A 25,242-nucleotide genomic window follows, 5' to 3' on the forward strand; every position below is an offset into this window, starting at 1 on the left:
GTCACACCATCCGTAAAATATAATCGAAGATATGCTCAGTTACATCAATACCTGTACAATCATAAATATTTTTTATATGAGCATTTGAATTTACTTCACAAAGAATTGGTTCTTCCTCTTCTCCAAACAAAAGGTCTACTCCGCTAAAATCTGCTCCAATGATTTTACTTACCTTAATTGCCAGTTCTTCAAATTCTTTCGGTAGAACGTATTCATGCATGACCCCACCATTTGTCACGTTTGCTCTAAAATCTATTTCGGAAGTACGCAGCATGGACGCTACCACTTTGTCACCTACTACATGAACTCTTACATCTCTGCCTTTACTATTTTTTATGAATTCCTGATAAAGATGTGGGATTCGAAGTAGTTCTTTTCTCTTTTTCTCCAATTCTTCACGGGTTTGTACCAGGTACACCTGCTCACCAAAGGATCCATAGGCCTCTTTTATGACAATGGGATAGGATAATTCCCTTTCAATAAAATCAATAAATGAAGGATCCTTTTCTAATACATCTGTAAAACTCAGAGGGGAAAATATAGTCTTCGGTAATTTAAATGAATGATTAGCCAGTGCCTGGAATGTCATGATTTTGTTATCACACACTTCAATTACAGATGCCTTGTTAAACAATCGATAACCCATTTGTTCCAACTGATTCGCCAGACGTATATCCTTATCTAAGAACAAAATAAAATCCGGCTGTGCATATTGTCTCTCACTTTTAATAATGGTTTGATTTCCTTCGATAACGGAGAATACTTCCGTATTTTTGACTAAATCGAGAGTGATTCCTTTTTTTGCAGCTGACTCTTTATACCAATCATGGATCTCCATAAATTTTGGAGACAGCAAACTTCCATTATAAATTAACCAACCGTACTTTCTTTCCATTTTGAAGATACTCCTTACTATACATTCGTCGTTTGATTCATTATATCAAACCAGGGAGAATTGAAGAATTTCATAATTAATCTAATCGAACAAAGCAACCATTCTAATCATTTTCATATGATGAAATTATCCCTAATTGACACGTACGTAAAAATACATCAAGGAGTTTAATTTATGAACCATTTACTGATTAGTTCTGATTTTAAAAAGGGGAATCTTCTTCCGAGGTGGCTGAATGAGGCCTATGATTATTGGAATTCTACTGTCAGTGACAATCAATTTCCATGTCACTTTGGCATGAAAGCAGAGCGAGATGGTCTCCTCCGCTATACGTATTGTGAGAATCATAATTTTTCTAAGCTTCCACAAACACTTAGCGAGTTTCTCAAACTTTCCAGGAAGAACCCATCTATTCGGTATGCATTGGTTCTTTTCGTAGAACCTGAACTTAATCATCAGCATCTTGATTATGATTATTATAACGCCTATTTTTGGAATGTTTTATCCTATTTGCACGAACAGGATAATAAAGAATGGTCCAATGATATTCCTATCGATCCAGATCATCCCCATTGGGAGTTCGTTTTCAACGGAGAACCTATCTTTGTATCTGGCAATGCTCCTTTTTATCAAAACCGCATTACCCGAAATCTAGGGGATTGCCTAATCATGATTTTTCAGCCAAGAAGAATTTTTGCTGATTTGTCTTATACTACTCCACATGGCAGAAAAGCAATTGAGGTTATTAGAAAAAAGGTTGAGAAGATTGAAAACATGCCGTATCATCCAGATTTAGGTGGCTATGAGGATTTATCCAAGAGAGAATGGAAACAGTACTTAATCACGGATGACTGCAATCCAATCAAAGGAACTTGTCCAATGAGGAATACTCTATTGTCATCAGGTAAAGGAAATCAGGAAAAGGAAAAACCATGCTAAATCAGCATGGTTTTTCCTTGATTGCTTATAGTATTATCAGATTTCTGATGAAGGTTTAATCGTTGTTTGCGCGGGCTTTACCGCCTTTTTCACCAATCTCTTTATAGAAGTCTTTATCATGATTTTTTTTGGTGGCTTCTCCACCCTTTTCGCCAATTTCTTGGTAGAAGTCCTTATCATGATTTTTAGCTGTAGCTTCTCCGCCTTTGCGTCCTGCTTCTTCTCTAGACATTTTGTCTGCCATTAATAATCGCTCCTTTTTAAGAAATTATTTTGTTGCTTACACTACTATATTTATCCTCTTTTAAAAGATAAAAACATAATTACACGTATTTAACCTTTTTGTTATTCTCTTGTTATGCGAACTTCATGTTTAAAATCGAAGTAATAGTTTCAGTCGTTAAAAGTTCCTAGAATTTCATGTATTTCTCTTACTAGCAATTTGTAGTCAACACGTTTCCTTCTCTAATTCCTCTCTTCTATTTTTTACCATATAGTAGTATGATTGTACTGCAGTTTACTATATTGAACGAACAATTTAATCAACCTATTAGAAGGAGGTCAAGGACACATGATAGTAGTCATTATTCTTTTTTTATTTTTACTAATGTTGTTAATTGAAAAATTGAAGTATGGAAAAAGCACCTATAAACAAGAAACGAATAACTCCTTTTTAAAAGTAAGGTTTAATACGGGATTATATGGCGAATACCTAATCGTCAGAGTTTTAGATAATCTGAAGGATTTCCACAGAATACTGGTTAATGTTTATCTTCCTAACGGTAAAGGCGGTACAACTGAAATAGATGTAGTCCTTATTCACACGTCTGGTATCTATTCCCTGGAATCAAAAAATTACAGTGGTTGGATATTTGGTAAGGAACAGGATCATAAATGGTGCCAAGTCCTGCGTGGAGGCAAGAAAACATTCTTCTATAACCCCATTAAGCAAAATCGCACCCATATTAAAGCATTGCAAAGAATACTCCCTGCCATTCATGAATCAGCCTTTAAATCCACCATTGTATTCAGCGAACGATGTGAGCTAAAAAAAATTGCAATTCAGTCTTCAACTATCAAGGTCATCAAAAGGGGAAAATTGCTTCAATCTATACAATCTGATTCGGATCATGCTCTATCCGGATCACAAATTGAATCTACCTACGCTTCCCTTAAAGGCTATACACAAGTTAATGATCATATAAAGCAAACTCATATTGAGGATATCAAAAAGAAATATAAATCCTAACAATAACGAAGGTACTTTACATTTGCGAAAAAATCTTTACAGGAGAACTACAATAATGATAAGAAGGATTATTATAAAACCTTGGTTCCTCGGTCTTTTTGTAATTATTTTAGCTATTGGAATTGCGTGGAATATACCGCTTGAAAAACGAAAATACGGCTTGCTACAAGGTGGATTAATGACCGATTATACAGGTCTGCTTCCTGAACGAATCGACCGGATTGAACAAATAAGGGACCGTGATGAAATACAACGCATTATCAAAGAAGCCAATCAAAATGGCAGATATATTTCGATTGCAGGCTTACAGCATTCCCAGGGTGGTCATACATACTATAAGGATGGTATTGTCCTGGATATATCATCCTTCAACCGTATTTTAGAGATTGATAAAGAAGCAAAAACAGTCAAGGTGGAAAGCGGTGCAACATGGGAGGATGTCCAGAAGAGATTAAATCCACTGGGGCTTGCCTTAAAAGTGACTCAATCCCAATCTATTTTTACAATTGGCGGCTCGTTATCTGTAAATGGCCACGGGAGGGATATTCGTTTTGGTCCCATGGCTGATTCAGTCAAAGAAATGACCTTGCTAACCCCTACCGGAGAAATTAAGCATCTCACTAAAAATGACCCAGAAAGTTATATGAAATACGTTCTTGGTGGGTATGGGTTATTTGGTGTCATTTTAGATGTAACTTTACATGTTACCGATAACACCGTTTATACGATTAATTCTGAAAAAGTCATAACTAAAGATTATGAATCGTATTTCACTAATGTTCTAGAGAATGAGAAAATTGATATGCATTATGCCAGAATAAGTGTGGCACCAAAATCATTTTTAGATGAGATGTATGTCGTTAATTATGAAAATACGGGACAGATTAATCATGTCACCCCTTTAAAAGGTGAAACAGGGGTTAAAGTAAGCAAAATGGCATTAGATCTCGCACGCAAAGGCGGAAGAATGGAAGATTTCTTTTGGAAAACACAGGGAGTATATATGAATTCTCTGAACGGCAAAGAGATTACAAGAAATAACGTTATGCGTTCTGAATCTACTTTTATGGAATTTACGAAGCCGGGTCGAGTAGAAATCTTACAGGAATTCTTTATACCTCTTCACTATTATGAGGAGTATATGGATGAATTGAAAACCATCCTTAATCGTAATGATCAGGACGAAGATTTCAAGGTCCACAATATTACGGTCCGCTATGCGGCAAAAGATTCTGTCACGAGCCTGCCATTCGCTAAAGAAAATATGCTTGGATTAGTAGTCTTGATCCAACACGGATTAGAAGATAAGGAGATTTTGAACGCCAAGAAAATGATTCAAAAATGGACGGACCTCACCTTAAAATACGACGGCACCTATTATCTTCCATATTATCCTTATCAAACAAAGGAGCAATTCCAATTGGCCTATCCCGATTCGGATAAGGTCTGGAATGAGAAACGAAAGCATGACCCTAACGAAGTGTTTGTGAATTTATTTTATGATCATTATTTGAAGAGAGCGGATGACGGCCATGAATGATAAATATTTACGCAACATTCCATTGATGGTTACGGTTGGACAGGTTGTCATTTTACCTTACTACACCATCTGGTTAAAAGAGGCAGCCTATAGCTATACACTATTTGCGTGGTTGTTTGCAATTTTTTCCTTTTCATCTGCCTGGGGATATCACGTTTACCATAACAACCCTACTCGTTCAAAGCCATATATCCCATACATCTACATCGCTATGGGGCTTGTCTATTCAGGAGTAGGAATCAACAAGCTTCCAACCGAATACCTTTCCTATATGGCTTTATTTCTACAAATATTTCTTGGATTTTTGCAGGGATATTTTAAAGCCTGGCATATCCAACAAAAGGTTTATTCTCTGCAAGCAACCCAGCAATATTTAATAGTTGGGTTTATCATGATTGGATTATCTTTTATCAAAGTAGTGTCACCTTTTATTTTTCTTGGAGTATTTGGTTTTGTTCTGCTATGCAATGGTATCGTCTCTCTGGTATATGGTTGGAAAAAACACGAAAAACACCATTAATAAATACTGAGAGAAAATTTACATGATCAACATATTCTTTGAATTAATTGTTCCGAATTATTTTTAGGTGAATTCACATCAGCACTTACTTCAAAAGCTTCCATTAATTCAGGATTAAACGGACGTAAATATTGTTTTAGTAAATGGGAATCATGAATCTTTGGATCCAGCCACTTTTGTTCATCCTCCGGGTTAAGAATAACTGGCATCCGGTCATGTATGGAAGACATCAATTCATTGGAGGACGTTGTAATAATGGTACACGTATAGACTGCTTGTCCTTCTGGTGAATTCCATGATTCCCATAAACCTGCCAATCCAAATGGCTCTCCGCTTTTCAATTTAATCCGCATCGGTATTTTTCTTTCAGGCGTTTGCTTCCATTCATAATAGGAATCAGCCACAATTAAACAGCGTTTGTTTTGGTATGCTTTTCGAAAACTTGGTTTTTCTGCAAGTGTTTCTGATCGGGCATTGATCAGCTTATATCCGATTTTTTCATCCTTTGCCCACGATGGGATCAATCCCCATCTCAAATAACCCAAACGATTTTTGGATCCATCATTAATCACGGCAACAATTCTATGAGACGGGGCAATATTATAACTAACTTGGTAATCGACCTCATCAAAGGCTGACTCTATATGAAATCGTTCCATAATCGTTTCAAACGTTGAAAATAATGTGAATCTGCCACACATATGTATCACCTCATGGCCATTATAACAGTTTTATTTCAGGATCCAAAAAGGCACCCGGCCAGGTGCCAAAGCTTTCAATATTTTTTTGCAAGAGCTTTATTCGCGTTGTTTACATCGTTTTTAATCAAAGCACTTAAATCATATGCGGGATACATATTATTCTTATACATATAGTTAAATACCTGGCTATGCAAATCAATCATTCCATTAAGTTGGTTTGTTAATGTCTTTTTTAAAACAGGAGTAGCCGTTTCGGTGATCGCTATCGAATAATTTCGGATTAATGTCTTTGTTAAGCCTAATAAATTTCCTGCAAAAAAGCTGGTGTCCGGTTGTTCTCTTTCATCCTCTTCCCTTTGCGGTGCTCTTGGAAAGTACTCCAGCAACTCTTTAATATATCGTTCCAAAACTTTAATTGTAGTCAAATATAAATTTTTTAACTCCTGATTTGGTACATCTCTGACCTTCATTTTCAAGCCTATTAATGCATTTGATGCAAATGCCACTAATTCATGCAATTCAAGCGTTTCATGATATGCCAATGTATTAGCCAAACAACATCCCCTCCTTCATTCCTTCATAAAGAGTATATGATTGCCAGGCTTGTCTCTTTCCTTCTTTTTATCTTGGTAAATATACTCTATTTTCAAAGTTCATTAAACGGATGATTTTTAATAATGATTAACAACTTCAACAAAAAACGAACATACGTTTCTTTTTTATTGAATAAGAAACGTATGTTCGTATATAATAAGAATAGGAGGTGAAGATAAGTGAATGATTTACTTAGGAGCATGAGAGAACAAATTCCCGTTGATATCATCTATGTTTCCAATAAAAATATATTTACAAAACGACGTATTCTAGTTAAATCAATGGGTGATCAACTGATTCGCGCCTATTGTTTTAACCGCAAACTCTATCGAACATTTAAGAAGGAACAAATCTTATCTACACAACTTGTTTGTCGATCACAGCGGTCCTCATAAAAAGAAAAAGAAGAGGTTTCCCCCTTCCCTTAACCAATCATTTCTTCATGATCAATATCTTCAATTTCATCCTCGGACAGGGATTCCTCTTTATCACGCAGACGATGAGCCAATCTGGAAGCAGCACTTGCTGCAATCGCAGCGACCAAATCATCAAGGAATGTATTTACGCCTCTTCCCTCTTTCTTCGTATCTAAATATCGGATAATCCCCAATTTATTCTTATCCAGGTGACCAAATGTTGTCACACCAATACTTCCATAGCCAAGCACAGCTCCTAAGGCAATGGTTTCATCCACGCCAAACAAGGACTCATCAGATTCTACAATGGACTGTAACGGCTCTGACAGCATTCCCTTTTCTGCCAATCGATCTAATTCAATACCTACAAGAAGGGCATGCTGAATTTCACGTTTCATCAGGACACGTTCTATACTATATATGCATTCATCCAGAGTTAAATTATCATTATAAGGGAATTGCATTTCATAAACAATTTCAGCGATTGCTTCGAGTGTAACACCTCGACTTTGCAAGGCAAGTTTAGCAGCATTTGTCACTGTTTTACTATGTACACGTTTTTTAATCATATCTCTATTACTCCTTTTTACACTTTCATCCATTATACCATCAGAATCTTCATAATAGCACAAATCTACTGATTATTATATACAAGTCAGATTATGCTAAAATATACCTGAAATAGAATAACAGGGGGTGAGTTCATTGGCATTAAAAGCCGGAAAAATTAAGGGTGTATCTTTTAACAGCAAGGAATTAAATGAGGAAATCGAACTTCTTGTATATTTACCTTCAACCTTTTCCCATCTGTATAAGTACTCCGTCCTGATTGCACAGGATGGTAAAGATTATTTCCAATTAGGCAAAATTGGACGAGCTGCAGATGATCTTTTAGAAAGGCAAGAAATAGAAAATATAATCATTATAGGTGTCCCTTATAAAAATGTTGAAGATCGCTGGAATAAATATCATCCTGACGGCCCTAAGCATACTGCCTATAAAAGGTTTCTTGCGCATGAACTTGTTCCATATATTGATGCCGAATATCCGACCTACCAAATGGGGCTGAGCCGCGCCCTAATCGGAGACTCCTTGGCTGCTACTGTTTCATTAATGGCAGCTATGGATTATCCCAATACATTCGGCAAGATTGCTTTGCATTCTCCACTCGTAAACGAGTCCGTACTATCAGCAGTGGAGACTTTTCAGTTCCCACATTTAACGCAAATTTACCATACGATTGGAAGGAACGAAACAACAGTACAAACATCTAAAGATGGGATCATAGATTTTGTACAACCTAATCAGGAACTTAACTCGCTTATCGAAAGCAAAGGTTTTCCAGTCTTTTACGAGGAGATTGATGGAGACCATACGTGGAGGGCATGGCAGTCAGATATGAAGAGGACACTTACCTGGCTTTTCCACAGGACATAATTAGCAAGGAAATTTTTTTGAATATTTGCTATAATAGAGTAATATCTAATTTTACAAAATAAGTCAGGGGGTTCTTACATGAATTTTGGAATTGCTATTTTCCCTTCAAAAAATTTTCAAGACATTGTAAACTCATATAGAAAGCGTTATGATTCACATTACTCTCTTATATCTCCTCATGTCACATTAAAATCTGAATTCACAGCCACAGATGAGCAAATCAAGGAAATTTCAGCAAAACTCGAGGAGATTTCAAACAAACACCAGCCTTTTACGTTAAAGGTCTTAAAAGTAAGCACCTTCGAACCAGTCAATAATGTGATTTATTTAAAAATTGACCCTACTCCCGAATTAATTGCTCTTCACGAAGATTTTCATAGTGATATTCTGGGCAAAGATAAAAAATACAAATTTGTTCCGCATATTACTATTGGTCAGGATTTATCTGACAAGGAACATAACGATATTCTCGGACAACTGCGTCTCATGAAATTCGAACACGAAGAAGTAGTTGATCACTTCCATTTACTCTATCAAACTGAAAATGGGTCATGGAAAGTATATGAAACATACCAATTAAGAAAGGACAACTGATCACGATGGACATCAAGATTGTATCAGAACAAAGAGAATTGGATAAGGTATTTTTGGTACGTACTAAAGTCTTTGTAGATGAACAAAATGTACCTGAAGAAGAAGAAATTGATCATTTAGAAGAGGAATCTACACATTTTCTCGTAACAGATGATGAAGGTAATCCAGTAGGTGCCGGACGTTTTAGAGTGGTTGATAGCTACGGAAAAGTCGAAAGGATTTGTATCGTACCAGAGTTCCGTTCAAAAGGCGTAGGTAAAGATTTAATGAATGCCATAGAACAATATGCACTTTCTAAACAAATTGAAATCCTTAAACTAAACGCTCAAAACCAAGCGATTCCTTTTTATGAAAAACTGGGTTACTCAGTTATATCCGATGAATTTTTAGATGCGGGCATCCCACATCACACTATGAAGAAGCACATTTAAGACTGCAGCCGACTGCAGTCTTTATTTGTTTATACCCATAAACACAAAAGGAAAGCAGCGTATTTTGATAGGCTGCTTTCCGCATGTATAGAATGCTTTTAAATGTCTGTTTAAATACTTTCATTAACAAATTGGCCGACCCCTGTCACTTCAGTAACAGTTTTTTCAACTATTTCTGTCGGCACAAAATTTTTGTTAATGCGATCAGATGAAACTCTATAATCGTCTGAATTATCTTCCCTGTCAAATGAATCCCGTTCATTATTTTTGCGATGGAATCTGATTGGCTGTACGGGCTGAAAGCGAGAGATCATATTTTTAGTCAGTTTCTCCGCTGCGATCGTTCTGTTCGTGTACTGTATGTATTCGTATTGCGTGATTGGACTTATGTACCCCATCCCTTTTCCACCTCACTTTTTTATCCTTTTTTTACATTTATTACCCACTTTTTAAGGGAATAAAACTACTATCCTCTTTTGTAATATATGATTCGATTTGATAAGATGATATTTGTCTGTCGTTTTTAAAATTTTTTATATAAATGAGGAATATGATGAAAACAGCTAATTGGAAAAACGAATCTATCTCTTTACTTACTTGGCCCAAGGAGGCATTTGCTCGTATTCATGAAGCTGGAAAAAATGGTGAACTCGGGTGTACTCATTGTGGTCAGCCTGTTTATATGTATCTTGGAATTCATGAAGAACCATATTTTATTCATCGTGATTCTTCACGTCCTCCTTGTGTGGATAAAACTGAGAAAACGAATCTGGCAGTGAATGAAGCTTCAGTGGAATACGGAGGATTTCGCCTACCGCAATCCAGGTCCATTACCAATTGCTCGGATGAAACCATCTGGCAAGGTCCAAAGTCCATTACAAATCTGCCATCCTATAATGATAAACATCTTCCAGGGGTGAACAACAATCATCCATTCATCGGCATTATGAGTTCAAACGGCTGGTTATTGGATGATCAACAAGCAGATGCTGTCGTAACAGATGCAAGACATTTACTCGTTCTTGCAGGAGCAGGCAGTGGGAAAACCCGTGTTTTGACTGCTCGGACAGCTTTTTTATTATTAGAAAAACAAGCTGATCCCAAATCGGTGATGCTCGTTACATTTACATCTAAAGCTGCAGCTGAGATGAAAAGCAGGCTACAGCAAATGCCTGGTGTAACTCCCTTTATGCTGCAGCATGTATTTACCGGTACCTTCCATTCCATTTTTTATCGAATTCTTTTACAACATGAACCTCAAAAATGGCATTCAAGTAAATTGATAAAATTTGATGGAGAGAAAGAATATGTCCTGAAAATAGCTGCATCAGAATTAGGAATCGATGAACGCGAATTTGCATTTGATCAAGCCTTACAGCAAATCAGTAGATGGAAAAACGATCTATTATCTCCTCAGGATGTTCATCCTGCTGACGATTGGGAAGTCAGTTGCCAGGAGCTTTATAAAAAATACGAATCCTACAAAGAAATAAATAGTAAATTCGATTTTGATGATATGCAAACAGGCTGTTATCAACTTTTGAAAGAGAATGAACAAATTCTTAATTTTTATCGAAACCGGTTTAGACACTTTTTAATCGATGAGTTTCAAGATATTAATAAGGTACAATATGAGATTGTTAAACTACTTGCTTCGAATGCAGAGTCTGCTTGTTTCGTAGGTGACGACGATCAGGCAATATATTCATTCCGCGGCAGTGATTCTGCTTTTTTACAGAACTTGAAGCTTGACTACACTTATCTCGAAACCATTATCTTGTCAGCTAATTACCGTTCTGGCCATAAAATCATTCAAACAGCCAATAAAATTGTTTCGCAAAATAAAACACGAACACCCAAAAAGATGGTCGCTACACATGACCAATCACCATCTCCGGTTTTATTTTATCCATTTGATGAAGAATCTGAGGCAATCATGATTATGACCGACATTACCGAAAAAATAAGGCATGGAGCTAACCCGGAAGATTTTGCAATTCTTTATCGAACCAATACAATGAGCCGTGCTATTTTTGAAAAGCTCGCATCTTCAAGTCTTCCATTCCGTGTGGATTCTGACTATGATTCCTTTTATACAAGAAAGACTGTGCGCAGTATTTTGGCCTTCATGAAAGCAAGCATAAATCCAGATGATCCGGGAATGCTGCAGGATCTATTACCGCCGCTTTATTTGAAAAAGTCGGCAGTTCAGGATGCTAAAGCTCTATCCATCCTGAATGATTGCACTTTGCTCGAGGCACTTCGATTTCTCAATAATTTAAAACCATTTCAAATGCGAGCAATAGATAAAGCTGTCTCTGTCATCCATTCGCTTAAAGATTTGTCCCCATCAACAGCTATCGAGATGATTGAAAAAGAACTCGGTTTTGGGGCCTACCTCAAAAAGCGAGGGAATGAAGGCAATAAAATGGACAAAGGGTCGGACGATATCAAGGATGTGAAAATTGCTGCAAGACGCTTTGATACAGTGCTGGAATTTATTCTTCATGCGGATCATATGACAGCCATGGCAAAAGAGATTAAATCAATGTCTAAAAAAACAATAAATGCTATTCAGCTGAGCACCATCCATCGTTCAAAAGGACTTGAATATAAATATGTTTATATTCTTGGCTGCGTAGATGGAAACATGCCTCATGATTATGCTTTGGAATCTTGGCGTGACGGTGACAGGAAACCTATGGAGGAAGAAAGACGTTTATTATATGTAGCGGTAACACGCGCATGCTCAGGATTATATATTTCCGTACCGGAAAATAGACGTTCAAAACGGGCAAGATCTTCCCGTTTCTTAACGATCTTAAAAGGGGAGCCCTCTTACAAAGAAGAACTGATTACCAAATAACCGAGTAATACAGATCGGCAGTTTGAATCAAATGTTCTTCATATGTAAAGGTGGCTCCTTTACTCATTTTTTATTATTCATCATATTGGCAATTGTATTAAAATCTAATGATTTCCCATCCTTAATGATTGATTGTACCAACTGGTCCTCTACATCCTTCGGTACAGGTTTGTTTGCAATTAGCGAAACCCTCTTAATGACGTTGCGGACTGTTTTTTCATCTTTAAAATTTGCATTTTGTAAGGAATTAGCCAGCTCCATTACATCTTTCATATTTACGCCTGTTTTCTTTTCCATATTTTTAAAGAATCCATTATCCATAATTCAGCCTCCTTATCGTTACTGCTATTATATGAACGAAAATAGGAAAGGTGAGACTCAATTCTCCATGCAAAAAAGGGATTCAGTATAGACTGAAATCCCTTACTTTCATTTACTCATTGTAAATGGCTTAATAAACAGTAGGGCATAGAAGAGGTCTTAGGGTCTCTTCTATGCATTTTAATTATTATTAGCAGAAGCTAGCGCCAACAATAATTAACAAGATAAATAGTACAACGATTAGCACGAAAGTAGAACCGTAGCCACCGCCGTAGCTACCGCCACCGCCGTATCCATAGCCGCCACCGCAGCTGCTTCCGCCGCCGCCATATCCATAACAACCAAACATGTAAGTCACCTCGCTTTCGCTTAGTACACTCATAACATATGTTAAAAGTGTTTCCTCGGTTTGGGCTAATCTCCATTTAAAAATACCCAAATATTAAAATCGGCAATAATACCTTGAATTACTGTAAATATATCTTTTACACTAAAAGAAAACAGTAAGGAGTCATACACAATGGCTATAAAATGGAAGGAAATAACAGACCTAGAGGATGAACTGTTAAAGAAAGCATTATTTTTATATCATGATTGCTTTCCTGAATACGTGCGTGAAGATGAATGCGTATTTTACGAGTCCATCAGACAACATGATAAAAACACACCAAATAAATTCCATTTTTTAGTTGGAATTGTAGACGATAGCGTAGTCTCCTTTTCAACTGCCCATTATTTAGCTGAAGTAAATAGCGGTTATATTGTTTATATAGCAGCCGATCCGAAAGAACGCGGGAAAGGCTTGGGGAAACATACACTTTTACAAATGGAAGAGTTACTTAAAGATGATGCATTACAGGCTGGACACCCATCCTTAAAGGGAATCGTCCTCGAAACCGAAAGAGAAATGGATGCAGAGAACGCAGAAGAATACAAAGAGAGCGTAAATCGCCTTCAATTCTTCAATCATCTTGGCTTTTCACCTATAAAAGGATATCAATATGTCCAGCCACCCCTATATACTGGACAAACTCCGGTGCCTTTATATCTCGCATTTAAAAAGTTAACTCACGGAGAAGATATTAATTATGATCAAGTTGTTAAAGCAATCTATCATGAAAAATATCATAAGATGAATAAGATTTCCTCATCTGTACTTGATGAATGCATAAAGTCTCAGAGGAAATTATCGGAAACAAACCAATAGTGGAAGCCAAAAAGAAGCTTCTTTTTGGGCATAGGTACTTGAAAGGTGTTCGGTAGGTGTTTGATAGTAGAGCTTTTCCCGGGACTTCATACACCTTTCACCCACCTATACCCCGGTATGTCCCGGGCATAGGTCCCTCATAGGTGGGGCATAGCTGCTTTTACCCGGACATCACCTACCTTTCACACACCTATACCCCGGTATAGCCGGGGTATAGGTGCCTCATAGGTGGGGCATAGCTGCTTTTCCCAGGACTTCATACACCTTTGACCCACCCTTTACACACCTATCACCCGCCTTTGACCCACACACAAATACCCCGGAAATCGCCGGGGTATTGATGTTTAATAAAATTCCAGTTTAAGTGTTAATACCAGACTTTTCCATCTGTCAAACAGCAAAAACAAGCAACCTGAATAAATCAAATTTCTTTAACTTTCTTCTTTAATTCTTCATTTCTTAATAGTTCTTTCACTTTTTGATCCATTCTTTCGATTTCTTGAGCAGGGGTTTTCCACCAGTTTCTACTCCAGATTCTTTCTATTGTCCATCCTCGGCTTTCAAGGAATCTTTGACGATAGATATCTCGTTCTTTTGCATTGGCCGAGCTATGGTACATCGCTCCATCACATTCAATTCCCATTATATATTTGGAGGAATCATTAGGATGGACGATGGCCATATCGATTCTGTACCCGGACATTCCTACTTGTGTGTGGACTTCATACCCTAAATTTCTTAATTGATTATAGACCTGTTCTTCAAATGGGGAATCAAAATGCAGTGCCAGTTCTTGTACATGTGTATTTACATTATCATTAATTTCCTGGACAACCGACTGTATTTCCTCCCTGTTAGTACGTGAGACAGCTCTTACATATTTTAAATATGATTTAAGAAGCTTTGGTCCAATTTGTGCTGTGCCCGCAACATTCAGTTCTTCCGGTTCAATACTAGAAACTACAATAATACGTTCCTTTGCTCTAGATACTGCTACATTCAATCTATTTTCTCCACCATATTGGTTAAGCATTCCGAAGCGATTATAGACCTTTCCTTCTTCATTTTTAGCATATCCTATAGAGAAAATAATGATGTCACGTTCATCACCCTGAACATTTTCAATATTTTTCACAAATACTCTTTCATCCAGTTCTTTTGCCATCACTTGATTATAAGCAACATTGAATTCTTGATCGCTTGCAGCCGATTTTTCAATGATATCCAGTATTTTTGTTTGCTGCTTGGCATTAAACGTAATGATTCCGACAGTTTTATCGGGCTGTTTAATCAATGTTTCTTTTAATAGTCTATATACCTCAAGTGCTTCTACCTCGTTTGATTGATTGATCCATCTGCCATTCACTTTTTGCCATTGGATAGCCGGAGGATCTTTTAAAGGCTCGACATTGGGAGCAATCTGAACATGTCCATTATAAAAAGCATGATTAGAAAAGTTAATGAGTTCCTCAAATTTCGAACGGTAGTGCCACTGAAGAATCTTTTCTGGGAACCTTCTTTTCGCTAGATTTAATAAACTTTGCGATTCATCAACATCATATTCCTCTTCATCATCTTCATTTACAAAAGATGACTGGAACATATTAAATGGCGGCAATTGCTTTTCGTCTCCAGCGACAATTAATTGTTTTGCTCTAAAAACGGCTGGAAGACCGCTTTCTACTGTACATTGAGAAGCTTCATCGAAAATCACCAAATCAAATAACTCATCATTTAACGGGAAAATCGAGGAAACTATTTCGGGTGATGCCAACCAAACCGGCATTAAATCCACAAGACCCTTCTCAGCAAATTCATTCACCAATTTGCGCAGTGGCCAAATCATCCTCTTTTTCCCTGCCTGATGTTTAAGATCTCTCATTTCCCTCGGGTAAGCTTTCTTAAGTTCTTCGACTGATTGTGTCAATTGATGAATTAAATATTGGTTAGCAACCTCTCTTTTTCGGTCAACCAGTTGACTAAACTTTTCCCGGATCCTTGAAAATTCGCTCGTTGAAATCTTCTTAACTTCAGGATATTTATTTTCCGTTTCATCAATCCAATGAATATATGCCGAGTTTTTAAATAACTGGACCCAATACTCCGGTAGAGCTTGTTCAGAGGCAGGACTTTTCATGCTGAGTTCTTGAATAATCTTCTTCGTAACCTCTGAACACTCTTCCCAATATGAATCCATTTGCTGCAAATCCTCAAAATCTTGATGAATGTACTCTAATAATTTATTTAATTCCTGTAATGGAATGTCTCCATCCGCAATTCTGCTTTGATAATTTTCGATCATTTTCTCATCGAAATATTTTTTCAGCTGGTTGATTTCATCAGATATTTTCTTTGTTTCTTTACCTAATTGATTCATGATTATAAGGGCTTGCTTAATTTTGATCCAGTCTGCAGAACTTGTTCCTTTAAATTTCCCACCCTCTAATAACTCTTCGATAATTGCTTTACCTGAAAAAGAGGTCCACCACCATATTCTCAAGCCTTGCAATGTTTTTTTACCAGTACCCTCTAAATCAGGATAAATAGTATCTAACTTGTCTCCTACCAGCCATGTATACGCAGGTGTGATTTTTTTGTAATCCAAGGAATCCAAATACTCTGAGGCGTTCTTCGCCTTCACAATTAAATCATTCAGAAGTTCTACCAGGTTCAGTTTATCTTTAATAGAAAATGGAGCGAATGATTTACGATTTTTCAATTCGTAAGACTCGCTTCCGAATCGCTCGTACCATTCTGCATAACTGTAGATATTTCCGCTAATCTCATCTAGTACATCTTTATTTAACTCACTTAAGACAGGTTTTAAATTTAGCATTTTGTCCATATGATCTAATGGTGTTGCTTTTCCGTATAAATCATATAAACGATACCCAAAATCCTGGTACTCATAAAGCCCCTTGGCAATACCATTTAATAGCTTTTCATGGGTAAACAAACTATTTGATGTAGATTTTAAATCTTCAAGTGAGCGTTCAAATAATACTCTATTAGTCTCAAGAACAGCACTTATTTTATTATAAAGTGGTTTTCGATCTGTTTTTTCATCATGTACCAAAGCTATATGATTGGATAATCTTAGCCCATCTAAGCGTTGGTATACTACATCAAGAGCAGCCCTTTTCTGACAAACGACTAATATTTTCTTTCCCTGACTAAGTGCGTCTGTAATTAAATTCACTATAACCTGAGATTTCCCTGTTCCTGGCGGTCCGTGAACAACAATCCCTTTCTTATATCTTGCTTCTTTTAATATTTCCTCCTGTGACCCATCCGTAACAAGTAAATTCAGTATATCCGGTTCTTCAATAGTCTGATTATCTTTATTGTTTATATCTTCTGCTGCCTCAAACTCTTGTGGTTCTATCAATTCACTGACTAACGATGATAGAGTAGATTCTTCTGAAAGGTCTATCAAAGCATCAAAGTCTTTAACTAGTGAAGAACCACCTTGTGGAAAGTTCCCGATAATCGCATTTTCCAATAGTACGATTCCAGTGGCTTCAGGAATTTCTTCCCTCTTATATTCTTTTAACTTTGTGAGTCCTTCATTAGAAAATGAAAGATTAATATCATGTGCTCGGAAGAAAGTATCCCATTTTTCCCTATCATAAGACTTAGCTATTTCGGCAGCCTCTTCGAAAAAATCTTCGGTAAACTGGACACTATTTAATTTCTTAAACGCCAAAAATAAGGTTCGATTAATCTGCGGACCACCTTCTTCCACACGAATAATCCATCTCTGTGTATTTACCTTACTTTTTTCTAATCGAATTGGATATAAGAATAGGGGAGCCTGAAAAAAAGTCCCATCAGAGAGGCTTCCTGATATAAAGGGGTAGCCTAAATAAAAGTCGTGAATACCTGTTTCTTCTTCAATTCCTTTTATATTTCGCAATAAATCTGTGAGTTTTTTCGAAATGACCATTGAATCGTCATTCTCTATTGTCGGCTTAAGTAACGTGATTTCACCTTTAGACTGCATGACGATTTTCTTTACTATAGCTTCACTGATTTTTTCATTATTGGTTGATAACTTATCTAATTCAGTTAAATCAAAACTCCATTTATTGTAGATTTTCAATAATCTAATGGAGCGATTACGACGACTAATATCATTCAATTTATCTCTCATATGAATTAGTTTTTCTTTCACCGTTTTACCTTCTTTCCAGATAAAAAATTCTACACCGCAAAAAGGAAGAGCATGCGCCCTCCCCATAACTTATTGTTTTCATACAGAATATATTCAACGGAAATTGAGTCTTATATCTTCTAAGCAGGTATTAATTTTCAATTTTATAATACCATGAAAATGGAATTTTTCTTCCGAGTTACATAAATTACCATTCTCACATTCAACATGCTGTTACTAGCCCTCTCAACATGAAGAATCCCCTTAATCAAAACTTAAGGGGTTCTCTTTCGTTAACCTTTTGGTTTAAAAATCAAGGCTGCAATAAATCCAAAGACAATCGCTGCCGTTATGCCTGATGATGTAATTTTAAACATTCCGGTTAGCACACCAATAAGACCATGCTTATCTGCTTCCTCTAAAGCCCCGTTTACAAGCGAATTTCCAAAGCTTACAATTGGAATAGAAGCCCCGGCACCTGCAAAATCCAATAACGGTTCATACCATCCAAGACCACCCAATATAGCTCCAATGACAACAAATGTCGAAAGAGTATGGGCAGGTGTTAATTTTGCTACATCAAATAAAAGCTGTCCAATCACACAAATAATGCCTCCTACAACAAAGGCCCAAAAAAACATTGCCAGCATATATGCTCCTCACTTTCAAGCGCTATAGTCTTTCAATAGCAACTGCATGTGCTATACATGGAATGGACTCACCTTGCTGGAAGGTCAACGGAGAAAGAAGCGCTCCGGTTGCTGCCAGTAAGATTCGTTTATATGTACCCTTTCTCATTTCATTAAGTAAATGGCCATATAGAACAGACGCAGAGCATCCTGCACCGCTTCCACCTGATTGTACGGGTTGATCATCTTTATAAATCATTAAACCGCAATCCTTAAATTTTTCTTTGTTTAGCTTTAGGCCCTTTTGCTCCAGTAAATCAATCGCTGTGTTATGACCGATTTTTCCAAGATCACCTGTAACAACAAGATCATAATAATCCTCGTCAAGGTTTAAATCCCTGAAGTGATGATAAATCGTATCTGCAGCAGCAGGTGCCATCGCGCCTCCCATATTAAACGGATCCTTTAATCCCATATCAATAACTTTACCAATGGTTGCACTTGTTACTACGAGCTTACTTTCAGAAGAGTTATCATTTTGCTCCACTAAGGCAACTCCCGCTCCGGTTACAGTCCATTGGGCAGTTGGCGGTTTTTGACCGCCATATTCTGTTGGATATCTGAATTGCTTTTCTACGGTTGTATTATGGCTTGAGGCACCAGTTAATATCTTGTTGGCACCGCCATAATTAATTATAAAAGATGCCAATGCCAAGCCTTCCATAGTTGTTGAGCATGCACCAAACAGACCAAAATAAGGGATGGCCAATGTCCGGGCTGCAAAGCTAGTAGGCGTGATTTGGTTAATTAAATCTCCCGCAAAGAAAAATTGAATATCACGGGTTTGCAGTTTCTTTTTATCCAAAGCCGTCTGAACAGCTTCCTCAATTAATACACGGTTCGCTTTCTCATATGTTTTCTGATTTAGCCAAAGATCATCATGAATAATATCAAAATCATCAGCCAAATGGCCATTGCCTTCAAAAGGACCGACAGCTACGCCTGTAGAGGAAATGACAGGATGATTATGCAGCACCCAGGTTTGTTTACCAGTTAGCATATTAACCTCCTATAACCATTAGATAGATTTGCTTTACTAAAGCAACGACAAATGCTGAAAAAACACCGTATAGGATTACAGTTCCAGCCAATTTAAATATATTTCCTCCTACCCCAAGCACGAATCCTTCTGTTCTATGCTCAATCGCTGCTGAAATGACTGAATTACCAAATCCCGTAACCGGAACAGCACTTCCCGCTCCAGCAAATTGACCAATTCGATCGTAAACCCCAAAGCCTGTTAATAACATCGATAAAAATATCATCGTTGCCACAGTTGGGTTACTGGCTGTTTGCTCAGTAAAATTAAAATAAAATATATACATATACGTAATAGCTTGTCCTAGAAGACAAAATAGCCCGCCTACAAAAAATGCCTTAATACAATTCTTTACAACTGGACGTTTTGTTTCATATTTTTGTTCGAGTTCTTTATATTTTTGTTGTTCAGGGGTTTGTTTATTCTTTTTATTTGCCATATGTACACCTACCTATGCCATATCCTTCTGTAGTTTCATTATTTTATCAAACCATTTTCCAGCTTTTTTCTTGGAGTAACCTTTATCCTTCACATTCACAATTAACTCGACTGTTTCAAGAAATATTTTCATATCACTGGATACAGTGAAATTAAAGGATTTAAAGTTACTCTTTAACTCCTTATCTAATTTACTTTCGATACTTTTCATTCGAAAGCGTTGCATATGCTTAACCTTGTACGCCACCAAAATATCTTTATCCTTTTGGACAACTGCTACATCGTAGATCTCTTTATGGGAAGCTACTCTCTTTTTTATTTCCTCTAATGGTGCCTTTGAATGATCACCAAGATAAACGGGATCTTGATCCACGGATTGAATAAGTGACATCCTGGCTTCTTTACTGCTTGAGTCACCGGAACATCCGCTTACTATTGTGAAAAACATAGCTATAATTAAAAATACAGAGATCCTCTTATTCATAGCACCTTCACCCCCTCGTTACATATTGAAATTATTATCCTGTATTGTTTGTTAAACACACCATTTTATCCACTTTATTTGGATAAAACTAATTGCTGCAAATCAACCTAAAGTAAAAAACCTGCTGAGTAATCAGCAGGTTACGGTTGTAAACGACCTTTTTTATTATTTTTTGTACATCCGCAGTTTTTTTTCGTTTGCTTCGAAGGCGTTCTCTTGATTTGGCTTGCTTTTTGTTTTTGTATTTTCATAAAAGGGGTCCTCCTTCCCTGATTAGGACTCATATAGTATAAGTATGTAGGAGGGTTAGGTTTGTCTAATACAGATAACCAGATCCGATGCAGAAGTATTTTAAAAACGGACTATTTTTATCTCTTTTATTTGCCGCAATGTGTATTTAATCCACTTTTTTCCGAATGCAACTTTAATATAAACATAATCCCCCTTTACTTTTTCAATTGTTCCCCTCAGCCGCTTTCCATCTTCCACTATAAAATCGCACACCGGGCTCGACATGAGCGACGGCATTTTGGAGAGATAGGTGACTAATTCCTCCTTCGTCATATCCTCTATACGTTTACGCTTTGTTTTTCCATTCGCTTCACTTGCATCCAATAAATCTGGCTCCCGTTCTTTCAGTGATTCAGTAATTTGTTTCTTTTCTATCTCAAAGCTTAATAAAGGGGCCTGCTGCAAAGCATCATCACTATCTCCCTCTTCAAGTCCTTTACGTGAGTTTTCTTTATCAGCAATATGTTGTTCCCATTCCTGTTGCTGATTGATTTTATGCATCAATTCTTTAGTCGCGGCATTTGTAAAAAAGTCATCAATTTCCACTATTTCTTCTTCACGCAATCGTCTCATTATTTGTTCCTTATCAAGCCAGGCATTTGCCGGCAGTGCACTATCGATCTCATTATGGCTCAAAAAATTACCTCCTTAACCTTCTATTTGCTATATATATATGTGCAAACGACTGTAGATATATCTGAGCACCCCTCAGTTGAAAGCTTTACTAATGAAGGTCATCTAGACATTGCCTACACACAGTCAATTTCACAAAAAAACCGCTCCCTCTAACAATCACGGAGGGGCGGTTCATACCTTATTTTTACTCTAATTTAACGCTGTTTCATTTTTGGATCAAGGGCATCTCTCAGTCCATCACCCAATAAATTAAATCCAAGGACCGTTAACATGATAGCCAACCCTGGAAAAAAGAGCGTTCCGGGAGCCTGAACTAAGAAACCCTTCGAATCTGCTAGCATTTTTCCCCATTCAGGCGTTGGTGCCTGAGCTCCCAGTCCAAGGAATCCAAGCGCTGCCGCTTCTATAATTGCTGTTGCAATCGCCAATGTTGCCTGAACAATAATTGGTGTCATACTGTTCGGGAGGATATGACGAAAGAGAATTCTTGAATCCTTCATACCAATTGCGTTGGCGGCCATAATATATTCCTCTTGTTTCACACTTAGTACTCTTGATCTTATAAGCCTCCCGAAATTTGGAATATTTATAATAGCGATTGCAATCAGGGCATTTTGCAGAGATGGCCCTAAAATAGAAATAATCGCGATTGCCAATAAGATACTTGGAAAGGCAAGGAGGATGTCAAAGAACCTTGAAATAATCGTATCAATCCATCCGCCATAATATCCGGCTACAAGCCCCATAATCGAACCTACAATGACAGAACCCAATACAGAGAAAAACCCAACGGATAAGGATATACGCGCACCATATAATATCCGTGAAAGAATATCCCTCCCAAAGTCATCTGTTCCAAACCAATGCTCAGCAGATGGCGGCTTTAAACGGTCTGTTAAACTAACCTCCTTATATCCATAAGGAGCAATAATCGGAGCTAATAATGCTAATAAAATAAAGAATAAGACAATCCCCAGACCCACCATTGCCAAACGGTTCCGTTTAAAAGCAGCCCATGATTCCCCCCATGGAGAAACCACTTTTTCATCCATTACCAATGGTGTTTCTTCTGTATTTCGTACTAATTCCCCCAATGTCTACACCACCCTTTATTTGGAGTATTTAATTCGTGGATCGACCAATGCATAAAGGAGGTCGACAACTAAGTTAATGAACACAAAAGCAGCGGCAATCAGTAAAATACCAGATTGAATAACCGGATAATCGCGATAGCCGATTGCTTCATATAAATAACGTCCTATGCCCGGCCAAGCAAAAATGGTTTCTGTCAGAATGGCCCCTCCAAGAAGTAATCCTGTTTGCAGCCCTATAACGGTTAAAACCGGAATAAATGCATTTTTTAAAGAGTGCTTGTACACCACCCAAAACATACTGACACCTTTTGCACGTGCTGTACGAATAAAATCTGATTTCATAACTTCAAGCATAGTCGATCTTGTCATCCTGGCAATGATCGCCATAGGAATAGTTGCTAAAGCGATACTGGGCATAATCAAATGCTTAACGGCCACAAAAAATTGGTCGAAATCACCTTGTATCAGCGTATCCACCAAATACAAATTAGTTATCGCATTGATTGGATCTCTGATATCTTCACGTCCTGTTGTCGGTAACCAACCCAGCTGAAGGGAAAAAGCCCACTGCTCCATCAGCCCCAGCCAAAAAATAGGCATGGATACTCCAATTAACGCTAAGATCATCGCTAAATAATCAAACCAGGAATTTGAAAACCATGCACTGATGATGCCGGCATTTACACCAATAACGATGGCAATAATCATCGCAACTAGCGTTAATTCAAGCGTAGCAGCAATATACGGCCATATCTCACTAGTAATCTCTGCATTGGTTCTAATGGATGTACCCAAATCACCGGCAAACAAATTCTTAATATAATCTATGTATTGAACATACCAGGCTTTGTCCAATCCAAGCTCCTGAGTTAATACAGCAATGGACTCCTTGGTTGCCCTTTGCCCTAAAATAACCTGTGCCGGATCTCCAGGAATGGCTCTGACAATGGCAAATACAATCAACGTCATTCCAAACAGAACCGGTATAACAGACAGAATCCTTTTCATTGTATAAGAAAACATCTGTATGCACCTCCATAATAAACAGGCGCCCCTATATGAATCATCCATGTAAAGGCGCCCTTACTTAACACAGTTTTACTTGAATTCTACATTCTTTAAAATATCTGATCCGGTTGGATGCGGTACAAGTCCTGTTAAATCAGCTGATGCTGCCAACAAAGGCGTTGAGTGAACAAGTGGAATCCACGGTGCATCTTCATGGATAATTTCTTGAGCCTGTTTATATAGCTCATTCCGTTTATCTTGATCAACAATTGTTTGCGCTTCAATTAAAATGTCGTGGAGCTTATCATTCGCGTAATAGGAATAGTTGTTAGATCCGATTGAATCTTTATCAAGCAATGTATAGATAAAGTTATCAGGGTCTCCATTATCACCTGTCCAACCCAGCATATAGGCCGGGAACTCACCGTTTGTTGCTTTTTCAAGGTATGTTGCCCATTCTACAGTCTGAATTTCTGCCTTAACGCCAATTTTTTCAAAATTGGCTTGAATCGCTTCTGCAATTTTCTTACCTTCTGGTATATATGGACGTGGAACTGGCATAGCCCAAAGATCCATTGTAAATCCATCTGGATAACCAGCTTCTTTTAATAATTCTTTTGCTTTGTCTAAATCAAATTCATAATCCTGAATTTCATCGTTATAGCCTTCCACTGAATCCGGCAGAGGATTTTTCGCTGGTTTTGCCATTCCTAAATAGAAAGCATCAATGATAGCTTGCTTATCCACGGCATGGCTTAAAGCTTGACGGACCTTTGGATTATCAAATGGTTTTTTCGTTACATTAAAGCCAAGATACCCAACGTTCATAGAAGGACGTTCAATAGCCTGTAAATTTGCATCTCCTTTAATTGTTTCAAGGTCTGATGGGTTTACACCGTCCATCACATCAATCTCACCGATTTTTAATGAATTCAAACGTGCGGAGTTATCAGGAATCGTACGGAAAATAATTGTTTTTAATTTTGGTTCTCCGTCTACATAATAATCTTCATTCTTTTCAATAACGATTTTGTCATTTGCTTTTTCTTTAAATTTATACGGACCGGTACCAACTGGATTTTCCCGGAACTTATCACCATCTTTTTCAACTGCAGTAGGGCTGGCAATTCCAAAACAGCTCATGGCTATATTTTTAAGGAAGGTCGCCTGAGGTCGTTTCAAGGTAAATTGAACAGTCGATTCATCAACCGCTTTTACTTCCTTAATGACATGCCCTTCATCTTTTTTATAGCCGCCAAACATGCTATAGTAAGGAAACTTATCAGCATCGCCATTCATCCATCTATTAAAGTTGAATACAACTGCTTCTGCGTTAAAATCAGTACCATCATGAAACTTAACGCCTTTTTTCAATGTAAACGTATATGAAAGACCATCATCAGAAGCCTCCCATTTTTCAGCTAATCCAGGCTGCAGCGTCGTATCCTGTTTACCGTAAGTTAGCAGTGTATCAAAAATGTTAATCGTGACTTTAAATGACTCTCCTTCGGTTGTTGTGATTGGATCTAACGAAGTAGAATCACCGCCGCGTCCAAAAACAAGTGTATCCTTTGTATTTCCTTTCTCTTCACTGCCTCCCCCCTCAGTCTCCTTGTCGCCAGAACTACATGCTGCCAGTACAACGCTTAGCATTAGAATACTGACCATAGCCAATAAAAGCTTTTTCATATGAAACCCCC

General features: G+C 37.5%; 25 protein-coding genes and 1 pseudogene. 9 read left to right on the plus strand and 17 right to left on the minus strand.

The features are described 5' to 3' along the window. Position 1 precedes the first annotated feature (1 nt). Positions 2-895, minus strand: coding sequence for an ATP-grasp domain-containing protein (locus AC4D4A_RS07900; RefSeq protein ID WP_490995396.1), 894 nt, complete (start codon positions 893-895; stop codon positions 2-4). Between the two features lie 174 nt (positions 896-1,069). Between AC4D4A_RS07900 and AC4D4A_RS07905 the strand changes: the two genes are divergently transcribed. Continuing rightward, a complete protein-coding gene (locus tag AC4D4A_RS07905) occupies positions 1,070-1,834 on the plus strand; it encodes a YqcI/YcgG family protein (RefSeq protein WP_490995397.1) in 765 nt (254 codons plus the stop codon). A 61-nt stretch (positions 1,835-1,895) separates the two neighbouring features. Here the strand turns inward: AC4D4A_RS07905 and AC4D4A_RS07910 are convergent. Beyond that, positions 1,896-2,078 (minus strand): annotated as a pseudogene (locus AC4D4A_RS07910) (KGG domain-containing protein); the annotation flags it as partial. A gap of 327 nt (positions 2,079-2,405) precedes the next feature. Between AC4D4A_RS07910 and AC4D4A_RS07915 the strand changes: the two are divergent. Genes AC4D4A_RS07915 through AC4D4A_RS07925 form a run of 3 tightly spaced genes read left to right on the plus strand, consistent with a single transcriptional unit; the run spans position 2,406 to position 5,143 of the window. Then, on the plus strand, positions 2,406-3,083 hold the full coding sequence (locus AC4D4A_RS07915) for a nuclease-related domain-containing protein (RefSeq protein ID WP_490995398.1): 678 nt from the start codon (positions 2,406-2,408) through the stop codon (positions 3,081-3,083). Positions 3,084-3,138: 55 nt separating this feature from the next. After that, positions 3,139-4,623, plus strand: coding sequence for an FAD-binding oxidoreductase (locus tag AC4D4A_RS07920; protein ID WP_490995399.1), 1,485 nt, complete (start codon positions 3,139-3,141; stop codon positions 4,621-4,623). Further along, positions 4,616-5,143: a hypothetical protein gene (locus AC4D4A_RS07925; RefSeq protein ID WP_490995400.1), complete on the plus strand. Its 528-nt coding sequence runs from the start codon at positions 4,616-4,618 to the stop codon at positions 5,141-5,143. Before AC4D4A_RS07920 ends, AC4D4A_RS07925 begins: the two co-directional genes overlap by 8 nt. A 26-nt stretch (positions 5,144-5,169) precedes the next feature. On the opposite strand, the gene AC4D4A_RS07930 is transcribed toward AC4D4A_RS07925, so the two are convergent. From AC4D4A_RS07930 to AC4D4A_RS07940, 3 genes are all read right to left on the minus strand, one after another. Continuing rightward, the gene (locus AC4D4A_RS07930; RefSeq protein ID WP_490995401.1) at positions 5,170-5,844 is read right to left on the minus strand and encodes an SOS response-associated peptidase; all 675 of its coding nucleotides are present in this window, start codon (positions 5,842-5,844) and stop codon (positions 5,170-5,172) included. A gap of 74 nt (positions 5,845-5,918) precedes the next feature. Continuing rightward, positions 5,919-6,398, minus strand: a complete 480-nt coding sequence (locus tag AC4D4A_RS07935) for a spore coat protein (protein WP_490995402.1) — start codon at positions 6,396-6,398, stop codon at positions 5,919-5,921. Positions 6,399-6,862: 464 nt separating this feature from the next. Continuing rightward, positions 6,863-7,423, minus strand: a complete 561-nt coding sequence (locus AC4D4A_RS07940) for a phosphatidylglycerophosphatase A family protein (RefSeq protein ID WP_077247956.1) — start codon at positions 7,421-7,423, stop codon at positions 6,863-6,865. 136 nt (positions 7,424-7,559) lie between these two features. Between AC4D4A_RS07940 and AC4D4A_RS07945 the strand changes: the two genes are divergently transcribed. From AC4D4A_RS07945 to AC4D4A_RS07955, 3 genes are all read left to right on the plus strand, one after another. Then, the gene (locus AC4D4A_RS07945; protein WP_490995403.1) at positions 7,560-8,291 is read left to right on the plus strand and encodes an alpha/beta hydrolase; all 732 of its coding nucleotides are present in this window, start codon (positions 7,560-7,562) and stop codon (positions 8,289-8,291) included. A gap of 78 nt (positions 8,292-8,369) precedes the next feature. Further along, the gene (locus AC4D4A_RS07950; protein ID WP_490995404.1) at positions 8,370-8,885 is read left to right on the plus strand and encodes a 2'-5' RNA ligase family protein; all 516 of its coding nucleotides are present in this window, start codon (positions 8,370-8,372) and stop codon (positions 8,883-8,885) included. A gap of 5 nt (positions 8,886-8,890) precedes the next feature. Continuing rightward, entirely contained in the window at positions 8,891-9,316 is a 426-nt protein-coding gene (locus tag AC4D4A_RS07955) for a GNAT family N-acetyltransferase (protein ID WP_490995405.1), read from the plus strand. 110 nt (positions 9,317-9,426) lie between these two features. On the opposite strand, the gene AC4D4A_RS07960 is transcribed toward AC4D4A_RS07955, so the two are convergent. Continuing rightward, on the minus strand, positions 9,427-9,714 hold the full coding sequence (locus tag AC4D4A_RS07960) for a hypothetical protein (RefSeq protein ID WP_490995406.1): 288 nt from the start codon (positions 9,712-9,714) through the stop codon (positions 9,427-9,429). Between the two features lie 155 nt (positions 9,715-9,869). On the opposite strand from AC4D4A_RS07960, the gene AC4D4A_RS07965 reads away from it, so the two are divergent. Continuing rightward, positions 9,870-12,182 (plus strand): UvrD-helicase domain-containing protein, encoded by a 2,313-nt coding sequence (locus AC4D4A_RS07965; protein ID WP_490995407.1) that lies wholly within the window; start codon positions 9,870-9,872, stop codon positions 12,180-12,182. A gap of 63 nt (positions 12,183-12,245) precedes the next feature. Here AC4D4A_RS07965 and spoVIF read toward each other — a convergent pair whose 3' ends face one another. Both spoVIF and AC4D4A_RS07975 read right to left on the minus strand, forming a co-directional pair. Further along, positions 12,246-12,503, minus strand: a complete 258-nt coding sequence (spoVIF, locus tag AC4D4A_RS07970) for a sporulation-specific transcription regulator SpoVIF (protein WP_490995408.1) — start codon at positions 12,501-12,503, stop codon at positions 12,246-12,248. 190 nt (positions 12,504-12,693) lie between these two features. After that, positions 12,694-12,852, minus strand: a complete 159-nt coding sequence (locus AC4D4A_RS07975) for a YjcZ family sporulation protein (protein WP_066101369.1) — start codon at positions 12,850-12,852, stop codon at positions 12,694-12,696. Positions 12,853-13,023: 171 nt separating this feature from the next. Between AC4D4A_RS07975 and AC4D4A_RS07980 the strand changes: the two genes are divergently transcribed. Beyond that, a complete protein-coding gene (locus AC4D4A_RS07980; protein WP_490995409.1) occupies positions 13,024-13,710 on the plus strand; it encodes a GNAT family N-acetyltransferase in 687 nt (228 codons plus the stop codon). Positions 13,711-14,131: 421 nt separating this feature from the next. Here the strand turns inward: AC4D4A_RS07980 and AC4D4A_RS07985 are convergent, their stop codons facing one another. From AC4D4A_RS07985 to AC4D4A_RS08025, 9 genes are all read right to left on the minus strand, one after another. Further along, the gene (locus AC4D4A_RS07985) at positions 14,132-17,884 is read right to left on the minus strand and encodes an AAA domain-containing protein (protein ID WP_490995410.1); all 3,753 of its coding nucleotides are present in this window, start codon (positions 17,882-17,884) and stop codon (positions 14,132-14,134) included. Positions 17,885-18,156: 272 nt separating this feature from the next. Next, positions 18,157-18,513: a stage V sporulation protein AE gene (gene spoVAE / locus AC4D4A_RS07990; protein ID WP_490995411.1), complete on the minus strand. Its 357-nt coding sequence runs from the start codon at positions 18,511-18,513 to the stop codon at positions 18,157-18,159. 22 nt (positions 18,514-18,535) lie between these two features. After that, positions 18,536-19,552: a stage V sporulation protein AD gene (gene spoVAD / locus AC4D4A_RS07995; protein ID WP_490995412.1), complete on the minus strand. Its 1,017-nt coding sequence runs from the start codon at positions 19,550-19,552 to the stop codon at positions 18,536-18,538. A gap of 1 nt (position 19,553) precedes the next feature. After that, positions 19,554-20,030: a stage V sporulation protein AC gene (spoVAC, locus tag AC4D4A_RS08000; protein ID WP_490995413.1), complete on the minus strand. Its 477-nt coding sequence runs from the start codon at positions 20,028-20,030 to the stop codon at positions 19,554-19,556. 12 nt (positions 20,031-20,042) lie between these two features. Next, the gene (locus AC4D4A_RS08005; protein ID WP_490995414.1) at positions 20,043-20,513 is read right to left on the minus strand and encodes a sporulation protein; all 471 of its coding nucleotides are present in this window, start codon (positions 20,511-20,513) and stop codon (positions 20,043-20,045) included. Positions 20,514-20,864: 351 nt separating this feature from the next. Next, entirely contained in the window at positions 20,865-21,440 is a 576-nt protein-coding gene (locus tag AC4D4A_RS08010; RefSeq protein WP_490995415.1) for a hypothetical protein, read from the minus strand. A gap of 194 nt (positions 21,441-21,634) precedes the next feature. Further along, positions 21,635-22,492: a nickel transporter permease gene (gene nikC, locus AC4D4A_RS08015; protein WP_066102359.1), complete on the minus strand. Its 858-nt coding sequence runs from the start codon at positions 22,490-22,492 to the stop codon at positions 21,635-21,637. Between the two features lie 57 nt (positions 22,493-22,549). After that, positions 22,550-23,557, minus strand: coding sequence for an ABC transporter permease (locus tag AC4D4A_RS08020; RefSeq protein ID WP_490995416.1), 1,008 nt, complete (start codon positions 23,555-23,557; stop codon positions 22,550-22,552). 75 nt (positions 23,558-23,632) lie between these two features. Next, positions 23,633-25,231 carry an ABC transporter substrate-binding protein gene (locus tag AC4D4A_RS08025; protein WP_490995417.1) on the minus strand — a complete coding sequence of 533 codons (1,599 nt, stop codon included), beginning with the start codon at positions 25,229-25,231 and terminating at the stop codon, positions 23,633-23,635. Positions 25,232-25,242 lie beyond the last annotated feature (11 nt).

The organism is Pradoshia sp. Z5_111, from assembly GCF_058267535.1.

Bases quoted from the DNA above. Each gene is read 5' to 3' on its own strand.
- AC4D4A_RS07980 (WP_490995409.1), top strand. From the start codon at position 13,024: ATGGCTATAAAATGGAAGGAAATAACAGACCTAGAGGATGAACTGTTA.
- AC4D4A_RS07960 (WP_490995406.1), bottom strand. From the start codon at position 9,714: ATGGGGTACATAAGTCCAATCACGCAATACGAATACATACAGTACACG.
- spoVAD (WP_490995412.1), bottom strand. From the start codon at position 19,552: ATGCTAACTGGTAAACAAACCTGGGTGCTGCATAATCATCCTGTCATT.
- AC4D4A_RS07930 (WP_490995401.1), bottom strand. From the start codon at position 5,844: ATGTGTGGCAGATTCACATTATTTTCAACGTTTGAAACGATTATGGAA.
- spoVAE (WP_490995411.1), bottom strand. From the start codon at position 18,513: ATGCTGGCAATGTTTTTTTGGGCCTTTGTTGTAGGAGGCATTATTTGT.
- AC4D4A_RS08020 (WP_490995416.1), bottom strand. From the start codon at position 23,557: ATGTTTTCTTATACAATGAAAAGGATTCTGTCTGTTATACCGGTTCTG.
- AC4D4A_RS07950 (WP_490995404.1), top strand. From the start codon at position 8,370: ATGAATTTTGGAATTGCTATTTTCCCTTCAAAAAATTTTCAAGACATT.
- spoVIF (WP_490995408.1), bottom strand. From the start codon at position 12,503: ATGGATAATGGATTCTTTAAAAATATGGAAAAGAAAACAGGCGTAAAT.
- spoVAC (WP_490995413.1), bottom strand. From the start codon at position 20,030: ATGGCAAATAAAAAGAATAAACAAACCCCTGAACAACAAAAATATAAA.
- AC4D4A_RS07975 (WP_066101369.1), bottom strand. From the start codon at position 12,852: ATGTTTGGTTGTTATGGATATGGCGGCGGCGGAAGCAGCTGCGGTGGC.
- AC4D4A_RS08005 (WP_490995414.1), bottom strand. From the start codon at position 20,513: ATGAATAAGAGGATCTCTGTATTTTTAATTATAGCTATGTTTTTCACA.
- AC4D4A_RS07940 (WP_077247956.1), bottom strand. From the start codon at position 7,423: ATGATTAAAAAACGTGTACATAGTAAAACAGTGACAAATGCTGCTAAA.
- AC4D4A_RS07920 (WP_490995399.1), top strand. From the start codon at position 3,139: ATGATAAGAAGGATTATTATAAAACCTTGGTTCCTCGGTCTTTTTGTA.
- AC4D4A_RS07965 (WP_490995407.1), top strand. From the start codon at position 9,870: ATGAAAACAGCTAATTGGAAAAACGAATCTATCTCTTTACTTACTTGG.
- AC4D4A_RS07900 (WP_490995396.1), bottom strand. From the start codon at position 895: ATGGAAAGAAAGTACGGTTGGTTAATTTATAATGGAAGTTTGCTGTCT.
- nikC (WP_066102359.1), bottom strand. From the start codon at position 22,492: ATGGATGAAAAAGTGGTTTCTCCATGGGGGGAATCATGGGCTGCTTTT.
- AC4D4A_RS08025 (WP_490995417.1), bottom strand. From the start codon at position 25,231: ATGAAAAAGCTTTTATTGGCTATGGTCAGTATTCTAATGCTAAGCGTT.
- AC4D4A_RS07925 (WP_490995400.1), top strand. From the start codon at position 4,616: ATGAATGATAAATATTTACGCAACATTCCATTGATGGTTACGGTTGGA.
- AC4D4A_RS07955 (WP_490995405.1), top strand. From the start codon at position 8,891: ATGGACATCAAGATTGTATCAGAACAAAGAGAATTGGATAAGGTATTT.
- AC4D4A_RS07915 (WP_490995398.1), top strand. From the start codon at position 2,406: ATGATAGTAGTCATTATTCTTTTTTTATTTTTACTAATGTTGTTAATT.
- AC4D4A_RS07905 (WP_490995397.1), top strand. From the start codon at position 1,070: ATGAACCATTTACTGATTAGTTCTGATTTTAAAAAGGGGAATCTTCTT.